This window comes from Cellulophaga sp. Hel_I_12, from assembly GCF_000799565.1.
Classification (GTDB): domain Bacteria; phylum Bacteroidota; class Bacteroidia; order Flavobacteriales; family Flavobacteriaceae; genus Cellulophaga.
Genome location: NZ_JUHB01000001.1, coordinates 3,467,134 through 3,490,835 on the forward strand (window position 1 = coordinate 3,467,134; position 23,702 = coordinate 3,490,835).

The 23,702-nt window shown below is 35.2% G+C and carries 24 protein-coding genes; 9 read left to right on the plus strand and 15 right to left on the minus strand.

Annotated elements, in window-relative coordinates; genetic code table 11:
• The first annotated feature begins 30 nt into the window (after positions 1–30).
• From GQ45_RS15040 to GQ45_RS15050, 3 genes are all read left to right on the plus strand, one after another.
• Positions 31–2,337, plus strand: coding sequence for a M1 family metallopeptidase (locus tag GQ45_RS15040; RefSeq protein ID WP_047419281.1), 2,307 nt, complete (start codon positions 31–33; stop codon positions 2,335–2,337).
• A 210-nt stretch (positions 2,338–2,547) separates the two neighbouring features.
• Positions 2,548–2,829 carry a twin-arginine translocase TatA/TatE family subunit gene (locus GQ45_RS15045; protein WP_047419283.1) on the plus strand — a complete coding sequence of 94 codons (282 nt, stop codon included), beginning with the start codon at positions 2,548–2,550 and terminating at the stop codon, positions 2,827–2,829.
• Positions 2,830–2,833: 4 nt separating this feature from the next.
• The gene (locus GQ45_RS15050; protein ID WP_047419284.1) at positions 2,834–3,397 is read left to right on the plus strand and encodes a phosphatase PAP2 family protein; all 564 of its coding nucleotides are present in this window, start codon (positions 2,834–2,836) and stop codon (positions 3,395–3,397) included.
• Here the strand turns inward: GQ45_RS15050 and GQ45_RS15055 are convergent.
• Complete coding sequence (locus GQ45_RS15055) at positions 3,375–4,016, minus strand: O-methyltransferase (RefSeq protein WP_047419286.1); 642 nt, start codon at positions 4,014–4,016, stop codon at positions 3,375–3,377. The genes GQ45_RS15050 and GQ45_RS15055 overlap by 23 nt on opposite strands.
• Before the next feature lie 53 nt (positions 4,017–4,069).
• On the opposite strand from GQ45_RS15055, the gene GQ45_RS15060 reads away from it, so the two are divergent.
• From GQ45_RS15060 to GQ45_RS15070, 3 genes are all read left to right on the plus strand, one after another.
• The gene (locus GQ45_RS15060; protein WP_047419289.1) at positions 4,070–4,528 is read left to right on the plus strand and encodes a GNAT family N-acetyltransferase; all 459 of its coding nucleotides are present in this window, start codon (positions 4,070–4,072) and stop codon (positions 4,526–4,528) included.
• 64 nt (positions 4,529–4,592) lie between these two features.
• Positions 4,593–5,864, plus strand: coding sequence for a kynureninase (gene kynU / locus GQ45_RS15065; RefSeq protein ID WP_047419292.1), 1,272 nt, complete (start codon positions 4,593–4,595; stop codon positions 5,862–5,864).
• A gap of 151 nt (positions 5,865–6,015) precedes the next feature.
• Positions 6,016–7,179 carry an MFS transporter gene (locus GQ45_RS15070; protein ID WP_047419294.1) on the plus strand — a complete coding sequence of 388 codons (1,164 nt, stop codon included), beginning with the start codon at positions 6,016–6,018 and terminating at the stop codon, positions 7,177–7,179.
• Between the two features lie 25 nt (positions 7,180–7,204).
• On the opposite strand, the gene GQ45_RS15075 is transcribed toward GQ45_RS15070, so the two are convergent.
• Both GQ45_RS15075 and GQ45_RS15080 read right to left on the minus strand, forming a co-directional pair.
• The gene (locus tag GQ45_RS15075; RefSeq protein ID WP_047419296.1) at positions 7,205–8,359 is read right to left on the minus strand and encodes a hypothetical protein; all 1,155 of its coding nucleotides are present in this window, start codon (positions 8,357–8,359) and stop codon (positions 7,205–7,207) included.
• Between the two features lie 77 nt (positions 8,360–8,436).
• Complete coding sequence (locus GQ45_RS15080) at positions 8,437–9,111, minus strand: hypothetical protein (protein WP_047419298.1); 675 nt, start codon at positions 9,109–9,111, stop codon at positions 8,437–8,439.
• A gap of 186 nt (positions 9,112–9,297) precedes the next feature.
• Here GQ45_RS15080 and GQ45_RS15085 point away from each other — a divergent pair, with 186 nt between their 5' ends.
• Positions 9,298–9,846, plus strand: coding sequence for a ClpP family protease (locus tag GQ45_RS15085; protein ID WP_047419299.1), 549 nt, complete (start codon positions 9,298–9,300; stop codon positions 9,844–9,846).
• Between the two features lie 105 nt (positions 9,847–9,951).
• Complete coding sequence (locus GQ45_RS15090) at positions 9,952–11,292, plus strand: NAD(P)/FAD-dependent oxidoreductase (protein WP_047419301.1); 1,341 nt, start codon at positions 9,952–9,954, stop codon at positions 11,290–11,292.
• Between the two features lie 6 nt (positions 11,293–11,298).
• On the opposite strand, the gene GQ45_RS15095 is transcribed toward GQ45_RS15090, so the two are convergent.
• The 3 genes from GQ45_RS15095 to GQ45_RS15105 form a co-directional block, all read right to left on the minus strand.
• Positions 11,299–11,661 carry a DUF4174 domain-containing protein gene (locus GQ45_RS15095; protein WP_197056959.1) on the minus strand — a complete coding sequence of 121 codons (363 nt, stop codon included), beginning with the start codon at positions 11,659–11,661 and terminating at the stop codon, positions 11,299–11,301.
• A gap of 160 nt (positions 11,662–11,821) precedes the next feature.
• A complete protein-coding gene (locus GQ45_RS15100) occupies positions 11,822–12,601 on the minus strand; it encodes a zinc ribbon domain-containing protein (RefSeq protein ID WP_047419303.1) in 780 nt (259 codons plus the stop codon).
• Positions 12,602–12,604: 3 nt separating this feature from the next.
• Complete coding sequence (locus tag GQ45_RS15105) at positions 12,605–13,699, minus strand: Nif3-like dinuclear metal center hexameric protein (RefSeq protein WP_047419304.1); 1,095 nt, start codon at positions 13,697–13,699, stop codon at positions 12,605–12,607.
• A 51-nt stretch (positions 13,700–13,750) separates the two neighbouring features.
• Here GQ45_RS15105 and lpxK point away from each other — a divergent pair, with 51 nt between their 5' ends.
• Positions 13,751–14,746, plus strand: a complete 996-nt coding sequence (lpxK, locus tag GQ45_RS15110) for a tetraacyldisaccharide 4'-kinase (RefSeq protein WP_047419309.1) — start codon at positions 13,751–13,753, stop codon at positions 14,744–14,746.
• Here the strand turns inward: lpxK and GQ45_RS15115 are convergent.
• The 9 genes from GQ45_RS15115 to GQ45_RS15155 all read right to left on the minus strand — a co-directional run bounded on the left by GQ45_RS15115 (position 14,743) and on the right by GQ45_RS15155 (position 23,692).
• Positions 14,743–16,887 (minus strand): ATP-binding protein, encoded by a 2,145-nt coding sequence (locus tag GQ45_RS15115; protein ID WP_052188244.1) that lies wholly within the window; start codon positions 16,885–16,887, stop codon positions 14,743–14,745. The genes lpxK and GQ45_RS15115 overlap by 4 nt on opposite strands.
• A 61-nt stretch (positions 16,888–16,948) precedes the next feature.
• Positions 16,949–17,968 (minus strand): type I glyceraldehyde-3-phosphate dehydrogenase, encoded by a 1,020-nt coding sequence (gene gap / locus GQ45_RS15120; RefSeq protein WP_047419311.1) that lies wholly within the window; start codon positions 17,966–17,968, stop codon positions 16,949–16,951.
• Positions 17,969–18,050: 82 nt separating this feature from the next.
• Positions 18,051–18,926, minus strand: coding sequence for a lipoyl synthase (gene lipA / locus GQ45_RS15125; protein ID WP_047419313.1), 876 nt, complete (start codon positions 18,924–18,926; stop codon positions 18,051–18,053).
• An 81-nt stretch (positions 18,927–19,007) separates the two neighbouring features.
• Positions 19,008–19,574 carry an RNA polymerase sigma factor gene (locus GQ45_RS15130; protein WP_047420483.1) on the minus strand — a complete coding sequence of 189 codons (567 nt, stop codon included), beginning with the start codon at positions 19,572–19,574 and terminating at the stop codon, positions 19,008–19,010.
• Positions 19,575–19,614: 40 nt separating this feature from the next.
• Complete coding sequence (locus GQ45_RS15135) at positions 19,615–19,815, minus strand: hypothetical protein (protein ID WP_047419315.1); 201 nt, start codon at positions 19,813–19,815, stop codon at positions 19,615–19,617.
• Between the two features lie 144 nt (positions 19,816–19,959).
• Positions 19,960–20,718, minus strand: coding sequence for an anti-sigma factor (locus GQ45_RS15140; protein ID WP_047420485.1), 759 nt, complete (start codon positions 20,716–20,718; stop codon positions 19,960–19,962).
• Positions 20,719–20,723: 5 nt separating this feature from the next.
• A complete protein-coding gene (locus tag GQ45_RS15145; protein WP_047419317.1) occupies positions 20,724–21,293 on the minus strand; it encodes an RNA polymerase sigma factor in 570 nt (189 codons plus the stop codon).
• Between the two features lie 193 nt (positions 21,294–21,486).
• Positions 21,487–22,503: a UDP-N-acetylmuramate dehydrogenase gene (murB, locus tag GQ45_RS15150; RefSeq protein WP_047419319.1), complete on the minus strand. Its 1,017-nt coding sequence runs from the start codon at positions 22,501–22,503 to the stop codon at positions 21,487–21,489.
• Positions 22,466–23,692, minus strand: a complete 1,227-nt coding sequence (locus GQ45_RS15155; RefSeq protein ID WP_047419321.1) for a pyridoxal phosphate-dependent aminotransferase — start codon at positions 23,690–23,692, stop codon at positions 22,466–22,468. Before GQ45_RS15155 ends, murB begins: the two co-directional genes overlap by 38 nt.
• Between the last annotated feature and the right edge of the window lie 10 nt (positions 23,693–23,702).

Here is a 23,702-nt window from a genome sequence, read left to right on the forward strand (position 1 = left end):
ATTTTCCAACGACTAATTAAATTCAAATCAATGTATCAAATTAAGTATTACTTTACGACACTTCTTTTTGTTTTTGCAACGATGCTTAGTGCGCAAGGGCAAGAAGTAAAAGAAAAGGCAGAGCCTCACGGTAATGTCAACAAGTTTAAACAAATGTACGAGGAATTCGCAACTCCGAATACCTATAGATCAGCTTCTGGTGCGCCCGGTCCTGATTATTATCAGCAACAAGCTGATTATAAAATGGATGTTACCTTGGATGATAAAAATGCCAAATTATATGGTGAAGAGACCATTACGTACACCAATAACTCTCCTGACGATTTAAATTATTTATGGGTGCAGTTAGACCAAAATGTGAGAACAAAAGACACAAAATCGAACCTTAGAAACGGTTCTAGAGCCCCTATGGCTTCAACCATGGAAAATTTTGCTGGTTCATTTGTGAAAGAATCTTTTGATGGTGGTTTCAATATAGAATATGTAAAAGCAGCGAATGGCAGTGCTTTACCGTATACCATCAATCAAACGATGATGCGTATTGATTTACCTGAGACTTTAAAAAGTAAAACACAAGTATCTTTTTCTATTAAATGGAACTATAATATTCCTGACCATACTACAGATAGAGCACGTTCTGGATATGAATATTTTCCGGAAGACGGCAATAGAGCCTATGTCATCGCTCAGTTTTTTCCTAGAATGGCCGTTTACAATGATGTAGAAGGATGGCAAAACCATCAATTTTGGGGTAGTGGAGAGTTTGCTTTACCTTTTGGTAATTACGATGTAAACATTACAGTGCCTGCAGATCATATCTTAGATGGTACGGGAGAGCTTCAAAATATGAAAGATGTTTTTTCTAAAGACATGATGAAACGCTACGAAGCTGCAAAAAAATCATATGACAAACCTGTGGTTATTGTAACACAAGCTGAAGTAGAAGCCGCTGAAAAAGGTTTTTCTGACAAAACAAAAACCTGGAAATTAAAGGCTGAAAATGTTCGTGATTTTGCTTTTGCGTCTTCAAGAAAGTTTATTTGGGACATGCAAGCCGTGAAATTAGGCAACAGAGACGTTATGGCCATTTCAATGTATCCTAAGGAAGGGAATCCATTATGGGAAGAGTATTCAACCAAAGCTGTTGCTCAGACCTTAAAATCCTATTCTGACCACACCTTCGATTATCCTTATCCAAAAGCAATTTCAGTACATGCAAAAAATCAAGGGATGGAATACCCAATGATTTGCTGGAATTATGGCCGTCCAGAAAAAGATGGCACCTATTCAGACCGCGTTAAATACGGAATGATCAGTGTAATTATTCACGAAGTAGGCCATAACTTTTTTCCTATGATCGTAAATTCTGACGAACGCCAATGGGGTTGGATGGATGAAGGTTTAGATACCTTTATGCAATATATTGCAGAACAAGAGTTTGGAGTATCTTTTCCAGAAGCGATTGCACCGAACGAAAAATACCCGTCACGTAGAGGTGAGCCTTCTAAAATTGTAAATTACATGAGTGGTGATCAAAATTATATTTCACCTATCATGTCTAATCCTGAAAATGTATATCAATTAGGAAATAATGCGTACGGAAAGCCAGCAACAGCATTAAATATTCTTCGTGAAACAGTTATGGGAAGAGAATTGTTTGATCATGCTTTTAAAACCTATGCCAACCGTTGGAAATTTAAACACCCAACACCTGAAGATTTTTTCCGTACCATGGAAGATGCTTCTGCCGTTGATCTAGATTGGTTCTGGAGAGGATGGTTCTATACCACCAATGTGGTAGATATAGGGGTAGGTGATGTTAAGAAATATATTGTTACTGACAAGCCTACAAAAAGAATGAAAGACATGATGGCCGCAAGAAATCAGAATATTAATGATTTACCTGCTTTGGTATATCTTGCAGAAGAAGGAACAGAAGATTATGACGAAAGTCAAAAAGGGAAATTGCCTTCTGACATCTCTACGCCTTTAAAAGAATTTATGATGGATAATATGACTGCTGCGGAAAGAGCCACGGTTAAAGAACCAAAATTCTTTTATGAAATTACCTTTACCAAACCAGGAGGAATCCCAATGCCATTAATCGTAGAGTATTCTTATGCTGATGGGAGTAAAGAAAATATTACCTATCCTCCAGAAATTTGGAGAATGAATGACAAAGAAGTGACTAGAATGTTGGCGCTTCAAAAAGAGTTAGTAGGTGTTGAAATAGATCCAAAGGCAGAGACTGCGGATATTGATACCAGCAATAATTCTTGGCCAAAGAAACAACAAGAGTCCGATTTTGATCAGTTTAAAAACACAAATAACAACTAGAATTCACTAAAAATTTTAGTGCCTAAAACCCTATTTTTCAACTCAGTTGATCAATAGGGTTTCTTTTTTTTTGACCTTTGCGATATTCTTCGTAAAATCTAGAAGCGCGCTTTTGACAGGCTACGAAGGGTGATTATTTCAAAAAATAATTATACTATGTTTTGTGATTTTTTTTATTGCGCTCACAAACTTCTCATTATATTTGTAGTCATGTTGACGACTGTGTTTTTATTTATTAGTGGTGCAGAAATATTCTTCATCATGTTTATCGTGGTTATGGTTTTTGGGGCAGATAAGATTCCTGATATCGCCAAAGGCCTAGGTAAAGGTATGCGCCAACTTAAAGACGCGACCGAAGATATAAAGCAAGAAATTCAGAAAAGTGCTGATAAGCAAGGAATAAATACTGATTTCACAAAAGACATCAAAAAAGAAATTGATAAAGTGAAAGAAAGCGTCAGCGACGTGACAGGTTCTATCAAAAGAAAATAAAGGCATGTTAGATAAAGTGTTAACCTGGGATAGGGAAACTTTTATTTATTTGAATAGCCTCGGAGTCGAAAAATGCGATGCCTTTTGGAGAATAATCACGACAATTTCAACTTGGACTCCGCTTTTTTTACTGTTTATCTTTCTATTATTTTATAAAGAAACTACCAAAAAGGCATTTTCAAAACTATATTGGGTTCTAGCGGTACTCTTATTTGTACACGGCCTAACGTCTCTTACCAAAGAATGGGTAGCGCGTTTAAGGCCAAGTTCAGACAGCACGTTAAGTGAACTTATCAGAATAGTTCAAGAAGCTTCCGTAGGCTATAGTTTTTTTTCAGGTCATGCGTCTTTTTCATTTTCACTAACCACCATTATAGTCTTATTTTTAAAACATCGGTTTTGGTGGATTTGGCTTTTTTACCTTTGGGCCTTACTTATTGTTTTTAGCCGTATATATGTAGGAGTGCATTATCCCATAGATCTAATCATGGGTGCTTTAGTGGGCACAGTAGCTGCTTATGTTTTTTATCTTTTGTACTGTAAATTTACAACACGCGAGTCAGCGTAATACCATCCCTTATAGGCAATAAAACGGTTTCTACTCTTGGATCATTTTTTAGCTTTTGATTATAGGCTAGTAATAATTCTGTGACTTTGTCCTTGGGTTGCAAAGGCTCTACGACCTTGCCAGACCACAAGACGTTATCAGATAGGATAACACTACCTGATTTTGTTTTCTTCATAACCGCTTCAAAATAGGCATCATAACTTGCTTTCTCCGCATCGATAAATACCAAATCAAAAACTACATTTATTTCGGGGATAATCTTGAGCGCATCGCCTGTGTGTTGTATAATTTGAGGTCCAAATCCGCTTTTGTCAAAATAAGTGCGTTGTATTCGATACAATTCTTCATTTACATCGATGGTATGTAACACCCCATCGCTGGGTAATCCTTCCGCTAAACAAATGGCAGAATAGCCTGTGTAGGTGCCAATTTCTAAAATCGTCTTTGGCTGTATTATTTTGGATAGTAAACTGAGCACTCTCCCTTGAAAATGACCCGTAATCATTCTAGGTTGCAGTACTTTTAGATGTGTTTCTTTGGTGAGGTCCCGTAAAACTTCTGGTTCATTTTGTGAATTATTAGCAATATAATTCTCAAGTAATGGCGATAAAAAATGCATGTATAGTATTTTTACAAAAATAAAGATTATTTGCTATCGTAAACAAGTATAACATGAACGACATTACCATTCGCAAGGCAGAAATTTCAGATGTACCCATTTTATTGCAATTTGAACAAGGGATTATCAAAGCAGAAAGACCTTTTGATCCTACACTTGCTCCAGATCCAATTAGTTATTATGATATTGAAAAATTAATTACAGACAGTTTAAGTAAAGTAGTGGTTGCTGTGATTGGTGATACCATAGTGGGTAGTGGTTTTGGGATTGTTTTAGATTCAAAACCCTACTTAGCACACAAAAAATATGTAAATCTTCATTTTATGTTTACCGATCCGGAGTATCGCGGCATGGGCATTAACAGCTTAATTATCCAAGAATTAAAACAATGGGCATTTGCACAAAATATTTTTGAAATTAGACTAACCGTTTATGATGACAATAGTTCAGCCATAAAAGCCTATGAAAAAGCAGGGTTTAAAAAACATATTATAGAAATGCGCTTGTTGTAGGATCAAATGGTCTAAACCCGTAATAATCAAATAGGATGTTGTAATTTTGAATAAAAAAATAAAAATGACTTTCCAGAATACATTAGCTTTTGCACAACAATTAGATGAACAAGATGTACTTAAAAAGTACCAAGACGAGTTTTACTTTCCGAAAGTAAACGGCAAAGAGGTGATTTATTTTACTGGTAACTCGCTGGGATTACAGCCTAAACGCACGCAAAGGTTTATTGATGAGGTTATGAAAGATTGGGCAGAACTGGCAGTGGAAGGTCATTTTTATGCCGAAAAGCCTTGGTGGGATTATCACGAGCGTTTGGCAGCACCTCTTGCTAAAATTGTGGGTGCCAAAACACCGGAAGTTACCGTAATGAATACCTTAACGGTAAACCTGCACCTGTTAATGGTTTCTTTTTATAGACCCACAAAAAAACGGTATAAAATACTTTGTGAAGAAAAAGCGTTTCCATCAGACCAATACATGCTACAAAGTCAAATTAGGTTTCATGGCTTAGATCCCAATGATGCGATTGTGGAAGTCAAAAAACGCGATGGAGAACACCATTGGAGAACAGAAGATGTTTTAGCAAAAATTGACGAAATCGGAGATGAACTAGCCTTGGTTTTAATTGGTGGTGTTAATTATTATAACGGACAGGTCTTCGATATGAAAACAATCACAGCAGCTGGAAAAAAAGCAGGTGCCTTTGTAGGTTGGGATTTAGCACACGCAGCCGGTAATGTGGAATTAAAACTGCACGAATGGCAGGTAGATTTTGCCTCTTGGTGTAGCTACAAATATATGAATAGTGGGCCTGGTCATGCTTCGGGCGTTTTTATTCATGAAAAGCATTTAAATAATCCTGATATTCCACGTTTTGAAGGATGGTGGGGCACTAAAAGAGAAACGCGTTTTTTAATGAAGCCAACTTTTGATCCTATGGAGAATGCTGATGCTTGGCAGTTGAGTAATGCCCCAATTTTATCGGTAGCACCCTATTTAGCTTCTTTAACTATGTTTGAAGAAGTAGGTATGGAAGCACTCATCGAAAAACGCGATAAAATTGTCGCTTATTTAGAGTTTATTTTACACGAAATAGACGCTGAGGTCGATAGTTCTTTTGAAATTATTACCCCAAAAGATCGTGGTTGTCAATTGTCCGTATTTTTACACGGTCAAGGAAAATCACTCTTCGATTTTTTAATGAAAAACGGAGTCATTACCGATTGGAGAGAGCCTAATGTAATTCGATTGGCGCCAGCACCATTTTATTCATCGTACGAAGATATGTATCATTTTGGGCAGCTGTTAAAAAAGGGAATCTTGGAAAATAGTTGATGGGTTATAGTTGTTCGCTGCTGCTGGTCGCTTGTTCAATTAGTATCGATTTCATGCCAAGTAATTTTTACTTTAAAACTTAAAACCTGTTTTGATCCTGCACTTTAACTTCTATTTTTTGTATTAGACCTTTGTTTTTAAGACCGAAATAATGAAATCACTCCGCTTACTACTTTCTAATCCGCGTTATTTTGCTGCTGCTTGGGTTTTTGCTAGCATTAATATTTTGTTTGGTACATGGGCCATCTATATTCCTACGGTGAAAGCGAACTTGATGATTGATAAATCGGAATTAGGAATTGCTATTTTTTTCTTGTCCCTTGGAGTCTTTACCATATTTCCTATAGCCTCGACTATTATTAATAAAATAGGAGTAGGAAAAGCAACCTGCTACGGCGTTGTTTTAAGTTCTTTTGCTGCCCTTCTGCCCATTATAGCCCCTAGTTACTATACCTTAATGGCGGGTCTTTTTTTGTTTGGAGCTGCGAATGGGTTCACAGACATCTCTATGAATACCTTGGTGACTGAATTGGAAAAAAAAGACCATCAGAAAATTATGTCAGCCTCTCATGGGTTTTTTAGTTTGGGAGGCGTATTGGCGGGTTTGGGTAGCTTTATGATCGGCCCATTAAACAATCCAACACTTCATATGGCTATTGCCGTAGCCTTAGTTTTGGGGATACATCTAGTATTTTATAAATATATCGTGGGTCTTAAAGCCGCACCTGTTGAAAAGGGTAGTTTTAGTCTAAAAGTGTTTAAACCCTTATTGCTACTAGGCGTTATTTCGTTCGTGGCCATGGGTAGTGAAGGTGCTATAGTAGATTGGAGCGGATTGTTCTTAAAAGAAATTTCAATGGCACCAGAGGCTTTATGGGGGGCAGGTTTTCTTGGTTTTCAAATCACGATGACCTTAGGTCGTTTCTTAGGCGACGCTGTAAGTGCCAAAATTGGTCCCGTTCGCATTGTAGCTTATGGCGCTTGTTTAGCCATTCTAGGCTATGTTCTGGTGCTAACGTCTACTACTTATTTGGCAATTGCCGGTTTCGCAATAAGCGGATTAGGTTTTTCGGTAATGGTACCCGAAGTTTTTAGAATTGGCGGTAACGTGAAGGGTATAGACTCTTCTAAAGGAGTTTCATTTATTGCAGGTAGCGGCTATGCCGGATTTTTATGTGCTCCACCACTTTTGGGCTTATTAGCAGATAGCTATTCTTTGTTGGAATGTTTTTTGGTGCTTTTAGGATGTGCCTTATTGATTTTTGTAGCTACTTTTGGCCTAACCCGACAAAAAAGGAAAGTATCAAATGTATAGTTTAAATTAAGAAGCATTAGAATAGTTAAAAATTACTTTTTACATTTAATTTATTCTCATCGTTCTTAATTTTATGAATAAAATCAGTCATTTCATTGGTCAATAGTAATTGGTTTTCTTGATTCCAAAACTCCTTATTATACCTATAATGTAGTTTAAAAATATCTTCGCTTTCCCTGATATTACTTTTGACGCTCATTTCCTTAAAATTCTCTGAAGTAGTCAGGATAAATTCCAAATCATAATAAGAAGTAAAGGATTTTTTAAAATCTGTAACTTCTATACGCGTATTGAATTTGGCATAATTTATAAAATATTTATTCGTAAGTTCATCCTTAGACAGGTATATTTTTGTTCGAAAATTATCAGTCCTATATTTTATTTGTTCAGAGCTTTGGTAGTTGTATTTTTTAAAATTTTTGTTAATTTCAAAATACTCAATGGCATTATTTTTTGAGTTTATGATATAATTTCCTTCTGCCGTTCCTAATTCTTTGGGATATGTGGAAGTGAACTTCCATTTTATTTTAGTCCTATTATCAAAAGTTTGTTCCTCTAACTCGAAACTATCTTGAGCAATACCAAAGGGTACAAAATTTAGTAGTAAATAATTAAAGGAAGGAAATTTAAAATAGGCATCTTTATTGTCTTTCAGCACCCCAATTTTACGCATATTGGTAATTTCGACTTTATAGTCTTTTTTTGAAAGCTCCATATCATTAGTATACAACAGTGTTTTTCTGTTTAATTTACCTTGAATATCTTGGATTCTTACAATACTATCATTGTACTTTAAGACGGAACGTAACAGGAATTTTTCGTTGTAAGGTTCAAACGAGTAATTTTCTAACCCATCTATGATGGTATCAAAAAAGCCTTTTTTATTGGTGACAACGATTTCATCTAACTCAAAAACGCTTTTTTCAAGATAAATGGTATCTTTAATATTATTGAAAGTGGTTGCGAGTTTATTGTATCCTCCTGTATAAAAATAAATAGAATCTAAATTTGATGTAAATAAAAAATTTCCATCCTCATTACTTGTTGTAAAATCTTTGCTATTGTAAATATTCACAAACTCAATGGGTTGCTTATCTTCTTTATCTAAGAGAATAGCTCTCTTTTCATTTTGGGTATAGCTTAAGATTGTAAAAAGTAGCATTACATAGGTAAATTTCATAGTATTAAATTTATACATAGCTATCTTTAAAAAAGAATTCATTTTCAAGTAATCCTTTGAAATTTAGTTATAAACTTTTACTCAACCTCAATTCCTGTAAAATATAAGTTAAAATTCTCACCGTCTTTTTTATGCGATTGGGCAATTTTTAAGCCGTTAATGGTGCTATAATCTTCCCAAGTGGTCGTCATAGAAGCTTCTGTTTGGTTTCCTTTTCTAAAGACCCATTCTTTTAGCAGGTAATCTTCTTCAAAATAGAAATCATAGGCATCGCCTGGAGTAGTGCCTCCTTCAGCGCCATACACTATGGTTAATTTTTGCATCGGCTTGTTACTGATGGGCGCCGTAGCATTTGTAACATGATTGTACGTAAAATTTTTAGCATCCCATACTAATTGGTAAGGAGCAAGCAACCAAAATTTATCATTGATAAAAGCAGCATTGATATTGGTCGAAGTAGAGTCGACCATTTTTCTATTGTATGTGGTGCTCTGTCCCATACTGCTTCCTGTTACTTCATTGGTTTTTGTGTTCCAAGTCCATTTACGTTCAAAATGGGTCGTATCGCGATCCACGTTAAAGATAAATTGTATTTCATTGATAGAGTTCCAAGCATCAAAGCCATGTGCATTTGCTACTTTCTCAAGAATAGTCAATTCAGGCATGGGGGCTATAGTTTCTTGCTTTTTTTCTTCCTTACAGGACATTATTGCTAAAGTGGCTAGGAGTAAAAGGGTGCTTAATTTCTTCATAATTAATTCATTTTTAGACTAAAAAGTTTAGCGTATAGGGATTAATGTTTTTTAGGTATCGTGGTTGAATAAGCCGCGAACAACTCTTTTTTTCAAAGATAAAGTCTTTTGCAGATAGTTTTTTAAAATCGATAAGTATTTCAGCATTATTTTGATTAATTTTGAAATTCAATAAGATGAAGAAAAATGAGTTCAAAAAAAGGAAAAATACAAGAAGCTATAGATGAAAAAATGTTAGAGGAACGCAAGGTCTTTCTTTGGGGAATGGTCGATGACGATTCTGCAAAACATGTGATAGATCGTTTGTTGTACTTAGACATGCAGAATCATAAAGAAATTCAATTATACATTAATAGCCCTGGAGGATACGTCACTTCTGGTTTTGCGATGTATGATACCATTAAATCCTTAAAAAGTCCGGTATCTACCATTTGTACAGGTTTAGCCGCTTCTATGGGATCGATTTTACTATCTGTGGGCAAGAAAGGAAGACGTTTTATTCAGCCGCATGCACAGGTTATGATTCATCAACCAAGTGGTGGTGCTAGAGGACAAGCTTCTAATATTGAAATTCAGGCCAGAGAAATTATCAAAACAAAGGAATTAAGTGCCCGAATTTTGGCAGAAAATTGTGGCCAAGATTACGAAAGAGTACTTAAAGATTTTGATCGTGATTATTGGATGGGTGCAGAAGAATCAATTGCTTACGGTATTGTTGATGGTATTTTAGAATAGTACCATTAGTCCACTAAAGATTTTAGTATACCTATAAGTCCTTCACAAGAAAAAGTGAAGGATTTTTAGTTTTTATACTTATATTGTTTTCACGAATATAATAACATGACACAAGCTTCAAAAAAAATAGCCATTATTGGTTCGGGTTTAGTAGGTTCCTTATTAGCCATCTATCTTAAAAAATGGGGGCACGATATTACCGTTTTTGACCGCCGACCTGATATTCGCAATGTAGAATTTTCTGGACGTTCTATTAATTTAGCGATGAGCAATAGAGGTTGGAATGCCTTACGAGAAGTAGCTATTGAGGATGAAATTAAAAAAATTGCCATTCCCTTAGATAAGCGGGCGATGCACGTAGTGGGGCAGGCCGAATATTATCAAAAATACGGTAAAGAAGGTGAGGCTATTTGGTCTATTTCAAGAGGTGTTTTAAATCGCAAAATGATCGATTTAGCAGAGCAAGAAGGTGTTCTTTTTAAATTTGAAGAAAAAGTCTGGGATGTAAGTCTTCCGGATGCAAAGTTATTTACAGGGGAAACCGAAAAAGGGGAGTGGCAAGAATATCAATACGATTTAATTTTTGGTTGTGATGGTGCTTTTTCAAGGGTTCGTCATAAGATGCAAAGAAGGAGTAGGTTTGATTATTCGCAAGACTTTATAGATGTTGGTTATAAAGAGCTGACGATAGCACCAAATGAAGATGGCTCTTTTAAATTAGATAAAAATTCGTTTCATATTTGGCCTAGAGGAAAATTTATGCTCATAGCGATGCCAAATCTTGATGGGAGCTTTACATGTACCCTATTTATGCCTTTTGAAGGCGAAGTTTCTTTTGAAAGTATCCAAACAAAAGAAGATGCTAAGGCCTTTTTTAAGACCTACTTTCCAAATGTAATGCACGACATAGAAAACCTGACGGAAGATTTTTATAAAAATCCCACGAGTGCGATGGTTACCATGAAGTGTTTTCCTTGGACCTATTGGGATAAGGTGGCCTTGGTGGGCGATTCAGCTCATGCTATTGTGCCTTTTTACGGCCAAGGGATGAATGCTGGTTTTGAAGATATTTATGCACTTAACGCTATCATTAAAAAACATGGAGACGATTGGGAGACCATTTTTCAGGAATTTGAAAAAGAGCGTAAACCAAATGCAGATGCTATCGCAGAGTTAAGTTACCGGAATTTCATGGAAATGAGTAGTAAAACTGCGGATCCCATGTTTTTAGTACAAAAAAAGATTGAGAAACACTTCGCCGCTAAACATCCCGAAAAATGGATTCCTGTATATTCTAGAGTTACTTTTTCTAATCGCCCTTATGCAGAAGCTTTAGCTGAAGGTGATGCTCAAGAGGCAATCATGCAACACGTGATGAAACTACCCAATATTGAAGAAATATGGGATGGTATAGAAGTTGAAAATTTAATGCTAAGCTTGTTGTAAACTTATTTACTGCTGTGATTTTTTTTCGCGCTGACGCATGGGCATAGCGTCAATTACATTTAAAATTGTTTTTGCTGTTACTGTAAAGGGCTCTTTTAACTTTATACCACCGTCTTTGCCCAATAAAATAATGCCTTTGAAATTATTTTTTTGGAAGGTATCTATACCCTTGAGATCAACTGAGGTTTTTTGAGAAGTATAAGTACCTTGTGGGGTGCTAATAAATAAGATCAAATCTCTCGCCTCAAAATCATCTGAAAAGCCTTTAAAAGCTTCTAGTTGGGTTTTTAGACCTTCATTATTTAAATCCTTGGCGACAAGGATTAAAACTCTATTTTTCCATTCAAAATCAGATATATCTTGAGTCATAGCGTAATTAGAACAAATGAAACAACAAAGGACCAAAACGTAATTTTCTATTTTCTTCATTTTTTTTAATCGTAAAATACCATTTTTTTTGGTTGCATACAAAACAACAAAAAACCCAAGCTTTGCTTGGGTTTTTTTATATTTATACCTTATAAATGGCTTATAATTTAGAAAAAAGCTTTTGCATTTTTTCATGTTGCTCTTCTGCTAAAACAGGATCAACTAAAATACGGCCACTGTGTTCGTCAGTGATAATTTTTTTACGAGATGCAATTTCTACCTGTACTTGTGGTGGAATTGTAAAGAACGATCCCCCAGAAGCACCTCTTTCGATAGCAACAACGGCTAAGCCATTCTTAACATTCACACGAATACGATCGTAAGCAGCAACCAAACGCTCATCGATTTGATTTTTGTATTCAGCAGATTTAGCAATTAATGCTTTTTCTTCCTTTTCTGTTTCAGCAAGGATAGCATTCAATTCGCTTTTTTTATGCTTTAAATGCGTTTCGCGTTCTCCGTGGCGCTCTTTAGTCTCTGCCATTACAGCTTTCTTTTGATCTATTTGCGCTTTAAATTCTTTGATGTTTTTTTCGGCCAATTGAATTTCTAATTCCTGAAATTCAACTTCCTTAGTGATAGAATTGAATTCTCTACTATTCCGAACATTTTTTTGTTGTTCGGTGTATTTTTTCATTAAGGTTTTAGCATCGTCAATCATGTTCTTTTTGCCAGTAATCTCATAATTGATTGTCTCAACGTCCGACTTTAGTTTTTCCATTCTAGTTTTAAGACCTAAAACTTCATCTTCTAAATCTTCAACTTCTAAAGGTAATTCTCCTCTAACGTTGCGTATTTCATCAACTCTAGAATCGATCAATTGCAAGTCATACAATGCTCTCAACTTCTGTTCTACCGTTGTTTCTGTTTTTGTTGCCATATATTAAAAATATTGGATAGGATTTGTTTTACTTTCCGATAAACGGACTGCAAAATTAGGGATTTTTTTTGTAAGATAGTCAACTAATAAATTTTTTGTAAACTGCTCAGTTTCATAGTGTCCAATATCAGCGATAATCATGCGATCTTCGGCTTCATAAAATTGATGGTATTTTAAATCGGCAGTAATGAAAATATCAGCATTAGCAGCCTTTGCAGCATGTATAGCAAAGGAACCACTACCCCCTAAAACAGCCACTTTTTTTATGGGTTTATTCAAAAATTTTGAATGACGAATACACGAAGCATTCATTTTTTCTTTGACAAAGGCTAAAAATGTAGCCTCATTCATCTCTTTTTCTAAAGAACCAATTAATCCGATGCCAATATTTTGGTTGTAATTTTCTAAAGTGTGCACTTCGTAAGCTACTTCTTCGTACGGATGATGATCGTGTAAGGCTTTTATAATTTGACGCTCAAAAGCTTTTTCAAACGTCATATGAATTTGACATTCTTCCTCAAAATGTATTTTCCCTATTTCTCCTAGGGTTGGGTTCGCATTTTCTCCCGCTTTAAACGACCCAGTACCTTCAACGCTAAAACTACAATGACTGTACTGACCAATATTTCCTGCTCCAGCAGCGAATAAGGCTTCTTTTAATTTTTCAGCAGCGGCTTTTGGAACATAGGTGCTGAGCTTTTTTATTGTTCCTTTTTGTGGAATTAAAATTTTGGTATTTGTAAGGCCTAATACTTCACCAATTTTAGCATTGACTCCGTATCTCGAATTGTCTAATGCCGTGTGCATACTGTAAATCGAAATATTATTTTGTAGTGCCTTTAAGACCACACGTTGTACATAATTAGCCCCTGTAATTTTTTTTAATCCATCGAAAATAATGGGATGAAAACTGACAATTAAATTACAATTTTTGGCAATCGCTTCGTCCACTACGTTTTCTAATGTATCGAGGGTCACTAATACACCAGAAACTTGAGCTTGGTCATCGCCGACCAATAAGCCTACATTATCAAAATCTTCCGCATAGGCAAGTGGTGCTAATTCTTCTAACAGGTTTGTAATATCTTTTACAATCATTTTAAAGGTTTATCTATTTTTCAAAGATAAAATATTATATTTTCGTTATCGATGCGCGTCATAAGAATATTCCTTTTTCCTGTTTCGTTAGTATATGCCTTAGTCGTATATCTTCGAAATTTTTTATTTGATATTGATGTTTTTAAGGGTAAAAGCTTTAAAACACCCACTATTTGTGTGGGTAATTTAAGTGTAGGGGGAACAGGAAAAACACCTATGATTGAGTTTTTAATACGACTTTTAAGTCCAGAGAAAAGCGTGGCAGTTTTAAGTCGTGGGTACGGTAGAAAATCGGCTGGTTTCCAGATGGCTACCGAGGCTAGTGCTGTGGAACTATTAGGAGATGAACCTTTTCAAATCTATTCGAAGTTTCCAGCTATTCCGGTAGCTGTTGACGCGGATAGGAAAAATGGAATTTCAATTTTAGAATCAACAATTTCGCCAGATGTAATTTTGTTAGATGATGCTTTTCAACATCGTAAAGTAAGTCCAAAATTTGCGATACTTTTAACCGCTTATGATGGCCTTTATGTGGATGATTGGTACTTGCCCACGGGTCATTTAAGGGATGGTAAAAAAGAAGCTAAACGAGCAGACCTCATTATCGTCACTAAATGCCCTGAACTTATTTCAGAAGCAAAACAGCAGCAAATCACTCGAAAATTAGCACCTTTAAAGCATCAAAAGGTATTGTTTAGCTATTTAAAATATGCTACTACTATTTTAAACGAACAGAGGTCATTGTCTTTAGAAGCATTAAAAAATAAAAAAATTACCCTCGTTACCGGAATTGCTAACCCCGAACCTTTAGTAACATTTTTAACGCAATACGGAATAGAAGTTTTACATTTAAGGTATAGAGACCATCATTTTTTTTCTAAAGAAGAAATTGCACTGTTCAATACCAAAGATTTTATTGTAACCACAGAAAAGGATTATGTGCGTTTAAAAGGGAAGGTTAATGAACTATATTATATAGCTATTGCGCATGAGTTTAAAGGAAATGGCAAACAATTAATAGCAAGTGCGCTCAACGAAATACTTTAAGTAAGTGGATGCTTTGTAGTAAAAATATTCTCGCCAATTTTTTGATAGAATACTTCTGGTTTAAAAGGTTTTGTCACTACATCATTGCATCCTGCGGCATAAAAGCTTTCTAAACTATCGTCTAAAGAAATTGCTGTAAGTGCAATAATTGGAATCTTCTTATTAAATTTTCTAATCAGTATAGTTGCCTCTTCGCCACTAATACCTGGCATATGAATGTCCATCAAGATACAGTCATACCTGTTTTGATAGGCCATTTCTACAGCATCCGTTCCATTGCTAGCGATATCACAAGTCATATCTTTTTTAAGTAACATTTTTTTGGTAATGACTTGATTTATTTTGTTGTCTTCTACAATTAGCAAATGAAGTCCTGTGAATTCAAAATCTTCTTGATAAATTTCAAAGGGTATATCATCGATAACCGTATTTTTACAACCCATTTCAATTTCAAAATAGAAAGAACTTCCTTTTCCAAGTTCACTTCTTAAGTGAATTTTACTATTGAATAAGCCGAGTAAACTTTTTACGATAGTTAAGCCCAGACCAGTACCTCCGTACTCCCTGTTAATTTGGATAGACCCTTGTTCAAAACTTTCAAAAATATTGGTCACTTGGTCCTTATCAATCCCAATACCATTGTCTTTAATCTCAAAATATAAAGTTGCGGTGTCCTCTATTCTGTTTAGGAGCTTGGCAATAACAGTAACCTCTCCTCCTTTGGTGAATTTTAAGCCATTACCCACTAAATTAATAAGAATTTGGGAAAGCTTCATGGAGTCGCTTAATAGATTTTTTGGAATATTCTCATCATACTCCAACACAATTTTTGTCTTATTTTCTTTAGCACTTTGCTGTAGCGAACTAATCACTTCTGTAAGTACTTTTTTAAGATTAAATTCTGTGTTTACAGGTTCTAATTTATCGGCATCAATTTTATTTAATTGTAAAATATCATTGATAAAGCTCAGTAAATAGTCACCGGAAAACTTTAAGGCTTTTAAATGTTCTTTCTGACTCTCACTGGGGTTTTCCTCCAACAAAAGATGGGTTAATCCAGTGACGGCATAGAGTGGCGTTCTAAGTTCGTGACTTACGGTAGATAGGAAATTAGTTTTTGTTTCCATGGCCTTCACCGCGGCATCTCGGGAGGCTTCTAATTCGGTGTTTTTTGTTTGTAATAAGTCATTCGTCTTAACCTTTATATGGTTGTTTCTGTAGAGTGAAATAGCTAATAAAGAGATAATGGTTAAAAAAGCCGAAGTTAAAATTGCTGTAATGGCACTTCTGCTTCCTGAAGCTTTTAAATCTTCAATTTGTTTGTCTTTAAGGTTGTTTTCGGCAATCTGTAAATTCAAATAGATTTTATCAGCGGTTTCTGCCTCCGTATTTATTTTGGCTACATTGTAAACAGAATCTTTGATGCCAATGATGTTTTTACTATAGCGTAAAGAGTTTTCATAGTCTCCTAAGACCTCATTGGCTTCGACCAAAAGGCTGTTTAACTCTAAAATTTCATTATAAAAATTATTCTTTTTAGCCAGACTTAATCCCGCCTCAGCATATTTTAAGCTATTTTCTGGTTCTCCTGTTTTTAGTTTTAGAATTGTCAAGCCTACATAGGCTCTAGCAGCAATGTAATCTTTTTCAATGTCATCACTATTTACAATTAAAGAGTTGAAGTTTTTTAGTGCTTCTTCATATTTTGGAAGTTCTAAATAAATAAATGCTTTTGCTAGAAGAATATGAAGGGTTAAATTTCTAACATTGGTCATTTGATCGGCTTTATCTAACTCATAATTAGCCTGGTAATATTTTTGTTGTTCGTAAAGGTATAGGGCATCGATAAATTTATGTACAGCTTGCCCATAAGGGTATTGCATTTCATTTAATAAATTATCAGCTTTATCCCAGTATAAAACAGATTGGTCTAGTTTATTAAGATGGTAATATAAAAGTGAAAATTCGTTGTAACAGTCTATAATAAGTTTAATATCCTCGGTTTTTTCAGCACCTTTCAAGGCTTTTTCAAGGGAACCTAAAGCTAGAACTATTTTATCCTGATTTTTGTAATTTCTTGAAGCTATAAAGTGCATTTCTACTTCATCTCGTAAGTTTTCATTTTCTTGAGATAAAGCCATTTGGCCTACGAATAAAAAAACGTAAAGGCACAAATAATAACAATGTTTTATAGATTTCAATTTATGTATCTAAATAAGATTTAGTTTGTATTAAATATATTAAATCAATAACTCTGCTGCTGTAGCCGGTCTCATTGTCATACCAACCAATTATTTTTACCATTTTTCCGATTACAGAAGTCATCAAAGAATCAAACGTACAAGAGTAGCAAGTATTGTTCACATCAATAGAAACTATAGGATCTTCGGTGTAAAAAAGGATGTTTTTTAAGGAATTTTCCGAAACCTCCTTGAAGGCTTGGTTTATGGCGGTTATTGAAGTCTCTTTTTTAACATTAAGCGTAATATCGGTTAGGGAGTTATTGGGCACCGGCACACGAATACCACACCCACCAATCAAGCCATCTAATTCAGGAAAAATTTTAGTTAATGCTTTAGCAGCTCCAGTGGTCGTGGGCACAATTGATTGTCCTGCAGCCCTAGATCTTCTTAAATCTCTATGTGGCTGATCATGCAAGCTTTGATCTGTAGTATAGGAGTGTACGGTAGTTATATAGGCTTGTTCAACACCACATAAATCATTGATAACTTTTAGCATCGGAGCTGCATTGTTGGTCGTACAGGAGGCGTTTGAAATGATATCGTCATCTGCGCTAAGAAGATGATGATTGACTCCCATCACTATCATTTTAATGCTGTCGTCATCTGGCGGTACGCATAAAATTACTTTTTTTGCTCCGTTTTGAATATGACAAGCTAGGGTATCTCGAGTTTTAAATTTCCCAGTAGCTTCTACAACAATATCAACATCATAGGCCCCCCAAGGAATTTTTTCTGGATGACTTTCATTTAAAAATGCTATGGGCTTATTAGAGCCAATAGTGATGCTTTTTTCGGTTTGCGAAATAGTAGGCTGAAAAACACCATGAATACTATCGTATTTTAATAAATGAGCCATGGTTTGTACATGAGCTAAATCATTAATGGCAACTACATTTAAGTTTGGATGGTCCTGTAGTAAACGAACTAAAGTTCTCCCGATTCTTCCAAAACCGTTAATTCCAATATTTAGTTGTTTCATATAAAATTAACCTATTTGCCTTATTTTTAGTGATAAGAATGTAATTTTCCTTTTGGTATAGCGGCAAATAAATGTTTTCGTTTTAATTAATATGTTTATGTGCCTTATACGACGATCTTACCAAAGCACCACTTTCTACATGACGGAATCCCATTTTTAGGCCAATTTCTTCATATTTTTTGAACTGTTCTGGTGTTATAAATTCTTTTACAGGTAAGTGTTTTTTACTAGGCTGTAGGTATTGTCCAATAGTGACAATGTCTACATTGACATCTCTCAAATCTTGCATGGTTTGGATCACCTCTTCTTCTAATTCTCCTAACCCCAACATAATACCAGATTTTGTTCTGTTGATGCCTTGATCCTTTAAATACCGCAATACTTCAAGGCTACGTTCGTATTTTGCTTGAATTCGAACCTCTCTCGTTAACCTTTTAACAGTTTCCATGTTATGTGATACTACCTCTGGTTTAACGGCTATAATACGATCTAAATGCGATTCGATACCTTGAAAATCAGGAAGTAGGGTTTCTAGCGTAGTATTGGGGTTCATTCGCCGTATGGCGTTTACCGTTTCAGCCCATATAATAGAACCCATGTCTTTTATATCATCTCTATCTACCGAGGTGATGACGGCATGCTTGATGCCCATTATTTTTATGGAGCGAGCCACTTTTTCAGGTTCTTCCCAATCTAGCGCTTCTGGTCTGCCTGTTTTAACGCCACAGAAGCCACAGGAACGTGTACAGATATTTCCTAAAATCATGAAAGTAGCGGTCCCTTCTCCCCAACATTCGCCCATATTAGGACAACTTCCAGAAGTACAAATGGTATTCAGATTATATTTATCTACTAAACCTCTAAGTTGGGTGTATTTTTTTCCTGTTGGAAGCTTTACCCGTAACCATTTTGGTTTTCCTTTTGGCGGTGCAATACTTTCTAAAGTAGAATTACTCATCTCAGTTTTTTTTATGCAAATATACAAACAATTTTAGGTTCTCAATGGCTCTGTTACGTCCTAAAAGCGACACAAAAACGGTTACGATTTTGTTGCTTTGATGGCTGCCGCTAGTAATTTCTTGGCCCTTAGAAGTTTTACTTTAATATTGTTAATAGGCTCATTTAAAGCTAGGGCAATTTCAGCATAGCTTAATTCATTGAAGTACCTAAGATTGATTACCTTTTGGTAAGGAGGTTTTAAGTTTTTAATATGACGTAATAAGGTCGTAAGGTTTTGTTCGCTAATCAGTTGATCTTCTGCAGACGGACTCACATCTAATACCTTTTTTATGGCTTCAGAACCATTATCCGAATTTTCAAAAACATTATTTTTCCGCTTTCGAATTAAATCAACGTGTATGTTTTTTGAAATTGTTATAAGCCACGTTTTAAATGAGTAGTTTTCATCATACGTGTGCAGTTTATCAAAGGCTTTAGAAAATGTTTGTACCGTAATATCTTCGGCATCATTTTCATTTTTAGTGCGGAGTAGCTGAAAGCTGTAAACATCACCCCAGAACGAATCTAATAAAGAACTATATGCTATTTGATTCCCTGCCTTTGCCTTAGCAATAGTATGTAATAATTTATCTTGGTTTTTGTCCAAATCAAATTTTTGAATAATATAGGGAAAAAAATAATACTTTTTAAGCGACAGTATCTTTTTTGCAGTCTTGTTCATCGGGTTGTTTTCCACAAAAACCACAAGCTTCACCTTCTTTATTTAAAAATGGATTTTGGCTAGCACAAGTGCCTGCAAACTTTCCTTCTTTTTTTGCCCAAATTTTAATAGCTATCCCTGCGAATGCAAGTGCTAATAATCCGATTGTTAAGAGTGCTAATTTCATCTGTTACATTTTTTTGTAAATTTAATTCCCTGTATAAGAAACAAATGCATGTTCATTTTTGTTTCTGTTTGCGAGGTTTTAAATCTGGTACAAAGATAGTACATTCTACTGTTTTTACTCGGTATTAGTACAGCAGTTCTTATGTTAAAATGTAATATTTGCAACAATGTTATCAACGGTTGGAGCATCATTGCCACCCTTGGGTTCAATGGTGATATACCCCACAGCATTTTTTGCGTAAGGCATGGCTAATAAGTTGTCTTTGGTGCCAGCTTCTTTGATGACCCCAAGGTTAATCATTTTGCCATTTACCTCTGCCCACATTTGCAAACATTCATCTTCTTTTAATTGTGGTAAATTTTGTACGTTGATGTACGATAACTTTTTTACTGGATTTACATAGGCTACGGCTTTTAAATCTTTCGCTTTTATATTCCCTGTAACCGTATATTTTTTAGTCTGTGGATTGTTTAAGACAATAAATTGATTTCTAACATCTTCTAATCGTTGTTTCATATCCTCTTCCAAGAGCTTAATTTGATTCGTGACCACCGTATTTTCTTCCTGTAAATTAAGATTTTGAGTGTAGAAGAAATACGAAGCACCTATCGATACTATAGCCGCAAGACTGGCGGCTATAGCGTAATTCATAAATTTACGCTTGGTCTTATTCTGGGCTTTAATTTTAGATAGAATATTTTCTTTTAATCCGTCTGGACTTTTTATCGCATATGATTTTGCAAACGCTTCTAAATTTTCTTGTAGTTCGTTATACGTTTTGCGTACTTCTGGATACATCGCTATGTATCGTTCTACTTGGTTAGACTCTAAGTTCGTGGTAGTGCCCAATAAATACTTTTCGAGTAGATCAGTATCTAAAAACAGTTTAATTTTTTCTTGTATCATAATTAGAACATTAAAAATGTTAGCCAAAAAAGCAGTGTAGGTTCTATGTAAATTTTTCTCAATTCCCTTAAACCAATTTTTAATCTAGATTTAATGGTGCCTAGAGGAATATCTAATTCTTCACTTGCTTCTTGTTGTGTCATCCCTTCAAAAAACAAGGCTTCCAATACGATTTGATATTTTAAATCTATTTTTAATAGATTCTCTCGCATGTCAATAAAATCAGGGTTAACTGCATCAACGCCTACCTTATATACGTCAGAAACATCAATTTGGATTTCTTTATCTTGTTTGGTTTTTCCGCTTCTTAGTTTGTCGATAGCCGTGTTTCGGGTAATTCTAAAAAGCCACGTAAAAAGTTTTGCTTTTGTAGGGTCGTACGTGTCAGACTTCTTCCAGATTTTCACAAAACTTTCTTGCAGAACATCTTGGGCTAGGGCTTCGTTTTTCACCACTTTGTAAGCCACACCATATAGGGTGTCACTGTAATTTTCATAGAGAAGCGATATCGCTTTTTCATTACGTTCCTGTAATAACTCTATGATATGTTTTTCAAGTAAGGGTGCGCTCATGAAAAAAATGATAAAAAACCGATTTAAAAAAATCTAAAATTTAATTTTCTACGTATTTAAAATGTAGCGCAAATGTATAAAATTGATTGCTACAATTTTGAATTAGAAATAAGTATAAGGTTGCGACTGGTTATCGCAATCTTAATTTTGGTTAGTTTGGTTTGGTATAAGCCTGATATTTTTGATATCAGGCTTATTTTATAATATTTACTTCCGGTAAGATACAAATATTAAACTTTTCAGTAACAGCAGCAATAATTTTATGGGCTAAAGCAAGAATTTCAGCCCCACTAGCCTGGCCATAGTTGACGAGAACTAAAGCCTGATTTTTATGTACTCCTGCGTCCCCAAATCTTTTTCCTTTAAAGCCGCATTGCTCTATAAGCCAACCAGCCGGAATTTTAAATTCCTTGTTTGATACTTGGTAAAAAGGGGCATCTGGATTATTTTTCGAGAATACACTAAATTCTTCTTCTGAAATAATGGGGTTCTTAAAAAAACTACCACTGTTTCCCAAAACTTTTGGATCCGGAAGTTTACTACTCCTGATGGCTATCACAGCATTCGAAACATCTTTAATAGTGGGGTTTGTAATATTATTTTTTACTAATTCGGTATCTATTGATCCATAAGAGGTATTTAGACTGTGATTTTTCTTGGTTAGTTTTAAGGCTACAGAAGTGATGATGTATTTTCCCTTGCCTTCATTTTTAAAGTACGATTCTCTGTAACCAAACGCGCATTTTGTTTTACTAAATGTTTTTATTTTTTGATTGCTTATGTTCATAGCCTCACAGCTCACAAAAACATCTTTTAACTCTACGCCATAGGCACCAATATTCTGTATGGGAGAAGTTCCTGTATTTCCTGGGATTAATGACATGTTTTCTAAGCCACCGAAATCATTTTCTAAGGTCCATAAAACCAAGTCATGCCAATTTTCGCCAGCCATTACTTCAATAACAACGTAATCGTCAGTTTCGGTACTAATTTTTTTACCCTTTAGGTTAATGTGTAGCACCAAAGCATCAATATCTTTAGTTAGTAACATATTGCTACCACCACCGAGTATAAATTTAGTAGGATATGCTGCCAGCTGTAAAGCTTTTGCTAAGGTTTCGATCGTATTTATTTCACAAAAGAAAGCTGCTTTAGCATCGATACCAAAACTGTTATATTTCTTTAGAGATACTTGCTGCTGAATTTTCATGGACCTTATAAGTGTTAAGCGCTTCACTTAAAATATGAACTGCTCTTTTTAATATTTGTTTTTCAAGTACGTAGGCAATTCTGATTTGATTTTGGCCTAGGCCTTTGGTAGCGTAAAATCCAGCGGCAGGGGCAACCATAAGCGTTTCATTACACATGCTAAAATCTTCTAAAAGCCATTGTGCAAAGGTATCAGAATTTTTAACGGGTAGTTCAACTATGCAATAAAAAGCACCTTGTGGAGCTACAACTTTAACGCCTGGTATTTTTTGTAATTCATGGATCATAAGATTTCTTCTATCCGAATACTCTTCAAGAACTTCTTCAAAATAACTTTTTGGCGTATTTAAAGCAGCTTCACTGGCAATTTGGGCATAAGTAGGAGGCGACAACCTAGCTTGCATAAATTTAAGCACCGTGTCTTTTAGGTTTTTGTTTTTAGAAACCACACAGCCAATCCTTGCACCACACATACTGTAACGTTTTGATACAGAATCAATCACAATAGCGTGTTCTTCTAAATTTTTCTCTTCTAAAACGGAATAATGCTTTTTGCCATCGTAGACAAACTCACGATAAACTTCATCAACGATAAAAAATAAATCGTGCTTTTTAACAAGCTGCGCTAATTGATGAATTTCTTTTTGAGTATATAAATAACCCGTTGGGTTATTGGGGTTACAGATTAAAATAGCTTTGGTTTTCGGTGTAATTGCTTTTTCAAAGGAAGCCATACTAGGAAGTGCAAAACCTGTTTCAATTGATGAGGGAATAGGGACTATTGTGGCTCCAAAAGCAATAGAAAAGCTATTGTAATTGGCATAAAAGGGTTCTGGAACTATAATTTCTTCGTCGTTATCTGCAATGCTTCCAATAACAAAAGATAAAGCTTCTGATGCTCCTGTGGTTACTAATATATCCTGTTCGCTCACATGAATATGATGCGAAGCGTAATATTCAACTAATTTTTGTCGGTAAGAATCAAAACCTTCGGTTTTGCTATAGCTTAAAATTTCAATGGTATTGTTTTTAACAGCATCGAGTGCAATCGTAGGTGTTTTAATATCGGGTTGACCAATGTTTAAATGAATAACCTTGATGCCTTTTCTTTTGGCAGCCTCAGCAAAAGGTACCAATTTCCGGATGGGTGACTCTGGCATAGATAAACCTTTCTTTGAAATCGCAGGCATAGGCTAATAT

Coding starts and splice junctions, on each gene's coding strand:
- GQ45_RS15040 (WP_047419281.1), top strand. CDS start 31: ATGTATCAAATTAAGTATTACTTTACGACACTTCTTTTTGTTTTTGCA.
- GQ45_RS15045 (WP_047419283.1), top strand. CDS start 2,548: ATGTTGACGACTGTGTTTTTATTTATTAGTGGTGCAGAAATATTCTTC.
- GQ45_RS15050 (WP_047419284.1), top strand. CDS start 2,834: ATGTTAGATAAAGTGTTAACCTGGGATAGGGAAACTTTTATTTATTTG.
- GQ45_RS15055 (WP_047419286.1), bottom strand. CDS start 4,016: ATGCATTTTTTATCGCCATTACTTGAGAATTATATTGCTAATAATTCA.
- GQ45_RS15060 (WP_047419289.1), top strand. CDS start 4,070: ATGAACGACATTACCATTCGCAAGGCAGAAATTTCAGATGTACCCATT.
- kynU (WP_047419292.1), top strand. CDS start 4,593: ATGACTTTCCAGAATACATTAGCTTTTGCACAACAATTAGATGAACAA.
- GQ45_RS15070 (WP_047419294.1), top strand. CDS start 6,016: ATGAAATCACTCCGCTTACTACTTTCTAATCCGCGTTATTTTGCTGCT.
- GQ45_RS15075 (WP_047419296.1), bottom strand. CDS start 8,359: ATGAAATTTACCTATGTAATGCTACTTTTTACAATCTTAAGCTATACC.
- GQ45_RS15080 (WP_047419298.1), bottom strand. CDS start 9,111: ATGAAGAAATTAAGCACCCTTTTACTCCTAGCCACTTTAGCAATAATG.
- GQ45_RS15085 (WP_047419299.1), top strand. CDS start 9,298: ATGAGTTCAAAAAAAGGAAAAATACAAGAAGCTATAGATGAAAAAATG.
- GQ45_RS15090 (WP_047419301.1), top strand. CDS start 9,952: ATGACACAAGCTTCAAAAAAAATAGCCATTATTGGTTCGGGTTTAGTA.
- GQ45_RS15095 (WP_197056959.1), bottom strand. CDS start 11,661: ATGACTCAAGATATATCTGATTTTGAATGGAAAAATAGAGTTTTAATC.
- GQ45_RS15100 (WP_047419303.1), bottom strand. CDS start 12,601: ATGGCAACAAAAACAGAAACAACGGTAGAACAGAAGTTGAGAGCATTG.
- GQ45_RS15105 (WP_047419304.1), bottom strand. CDS start 13,699: ATGATTGTAAAAGATATTACAAACCTGTTAGAAGAATTAGCACCACTT.
- lpxK (WP_047419309.1), top strand. CDS start 13,751: ATGCGCGTCATAAGAATATTCCTTTTTCCTGTTTCGTTAGTATATGCC.
- GQ45_RS15115 (WP_052188244.1), bottom strand. CDS start 16,887: ATGGCTTTATCTCAAGAAAATGAAAACTTACGAGATGAAGTAGAAATG.
- gap (WP_047419311.1), bottom strand. CDS start 17,968: ATGAAACAACTAAATATTGGAATTAACGGTTTTGGAAGAATCGGGAGA.
- lipA (WP_047419313.1), bottom strand. CDS start 18,926: ATGAGTAATTCTACTTTAGAAAGTATTGCACCGCCAAAAGGAAAACCA.
- GQ45_RS15135 (WP_047419315.1), bottom strand. CDS start 19,815: ATGAAATTAGCACTCTTAACAATCGGATTATTAGCACTTGCATTCGCA.
- GQ45_RS15145 (WP_047419317.1), bottom strand. CDS start 21,293: ATGAGCGCACCCTTACTTGAAAAACATATCATAGAGTTATTACAGGAA.
- murB (WP_047419319.1), bottom strand. CDS start 22,503: ATGAAAATTCAGCAGCAAGTATCTCTAAAGAAATATAACAGTTTTGGT.
- GQ45_RS15155 (WP_047419321.1), bottom strand. CDS start 23,692: ATGCCTGCGATTTCAAAGAAAGGTTTATCTATGCCAGAGTCACCCATC.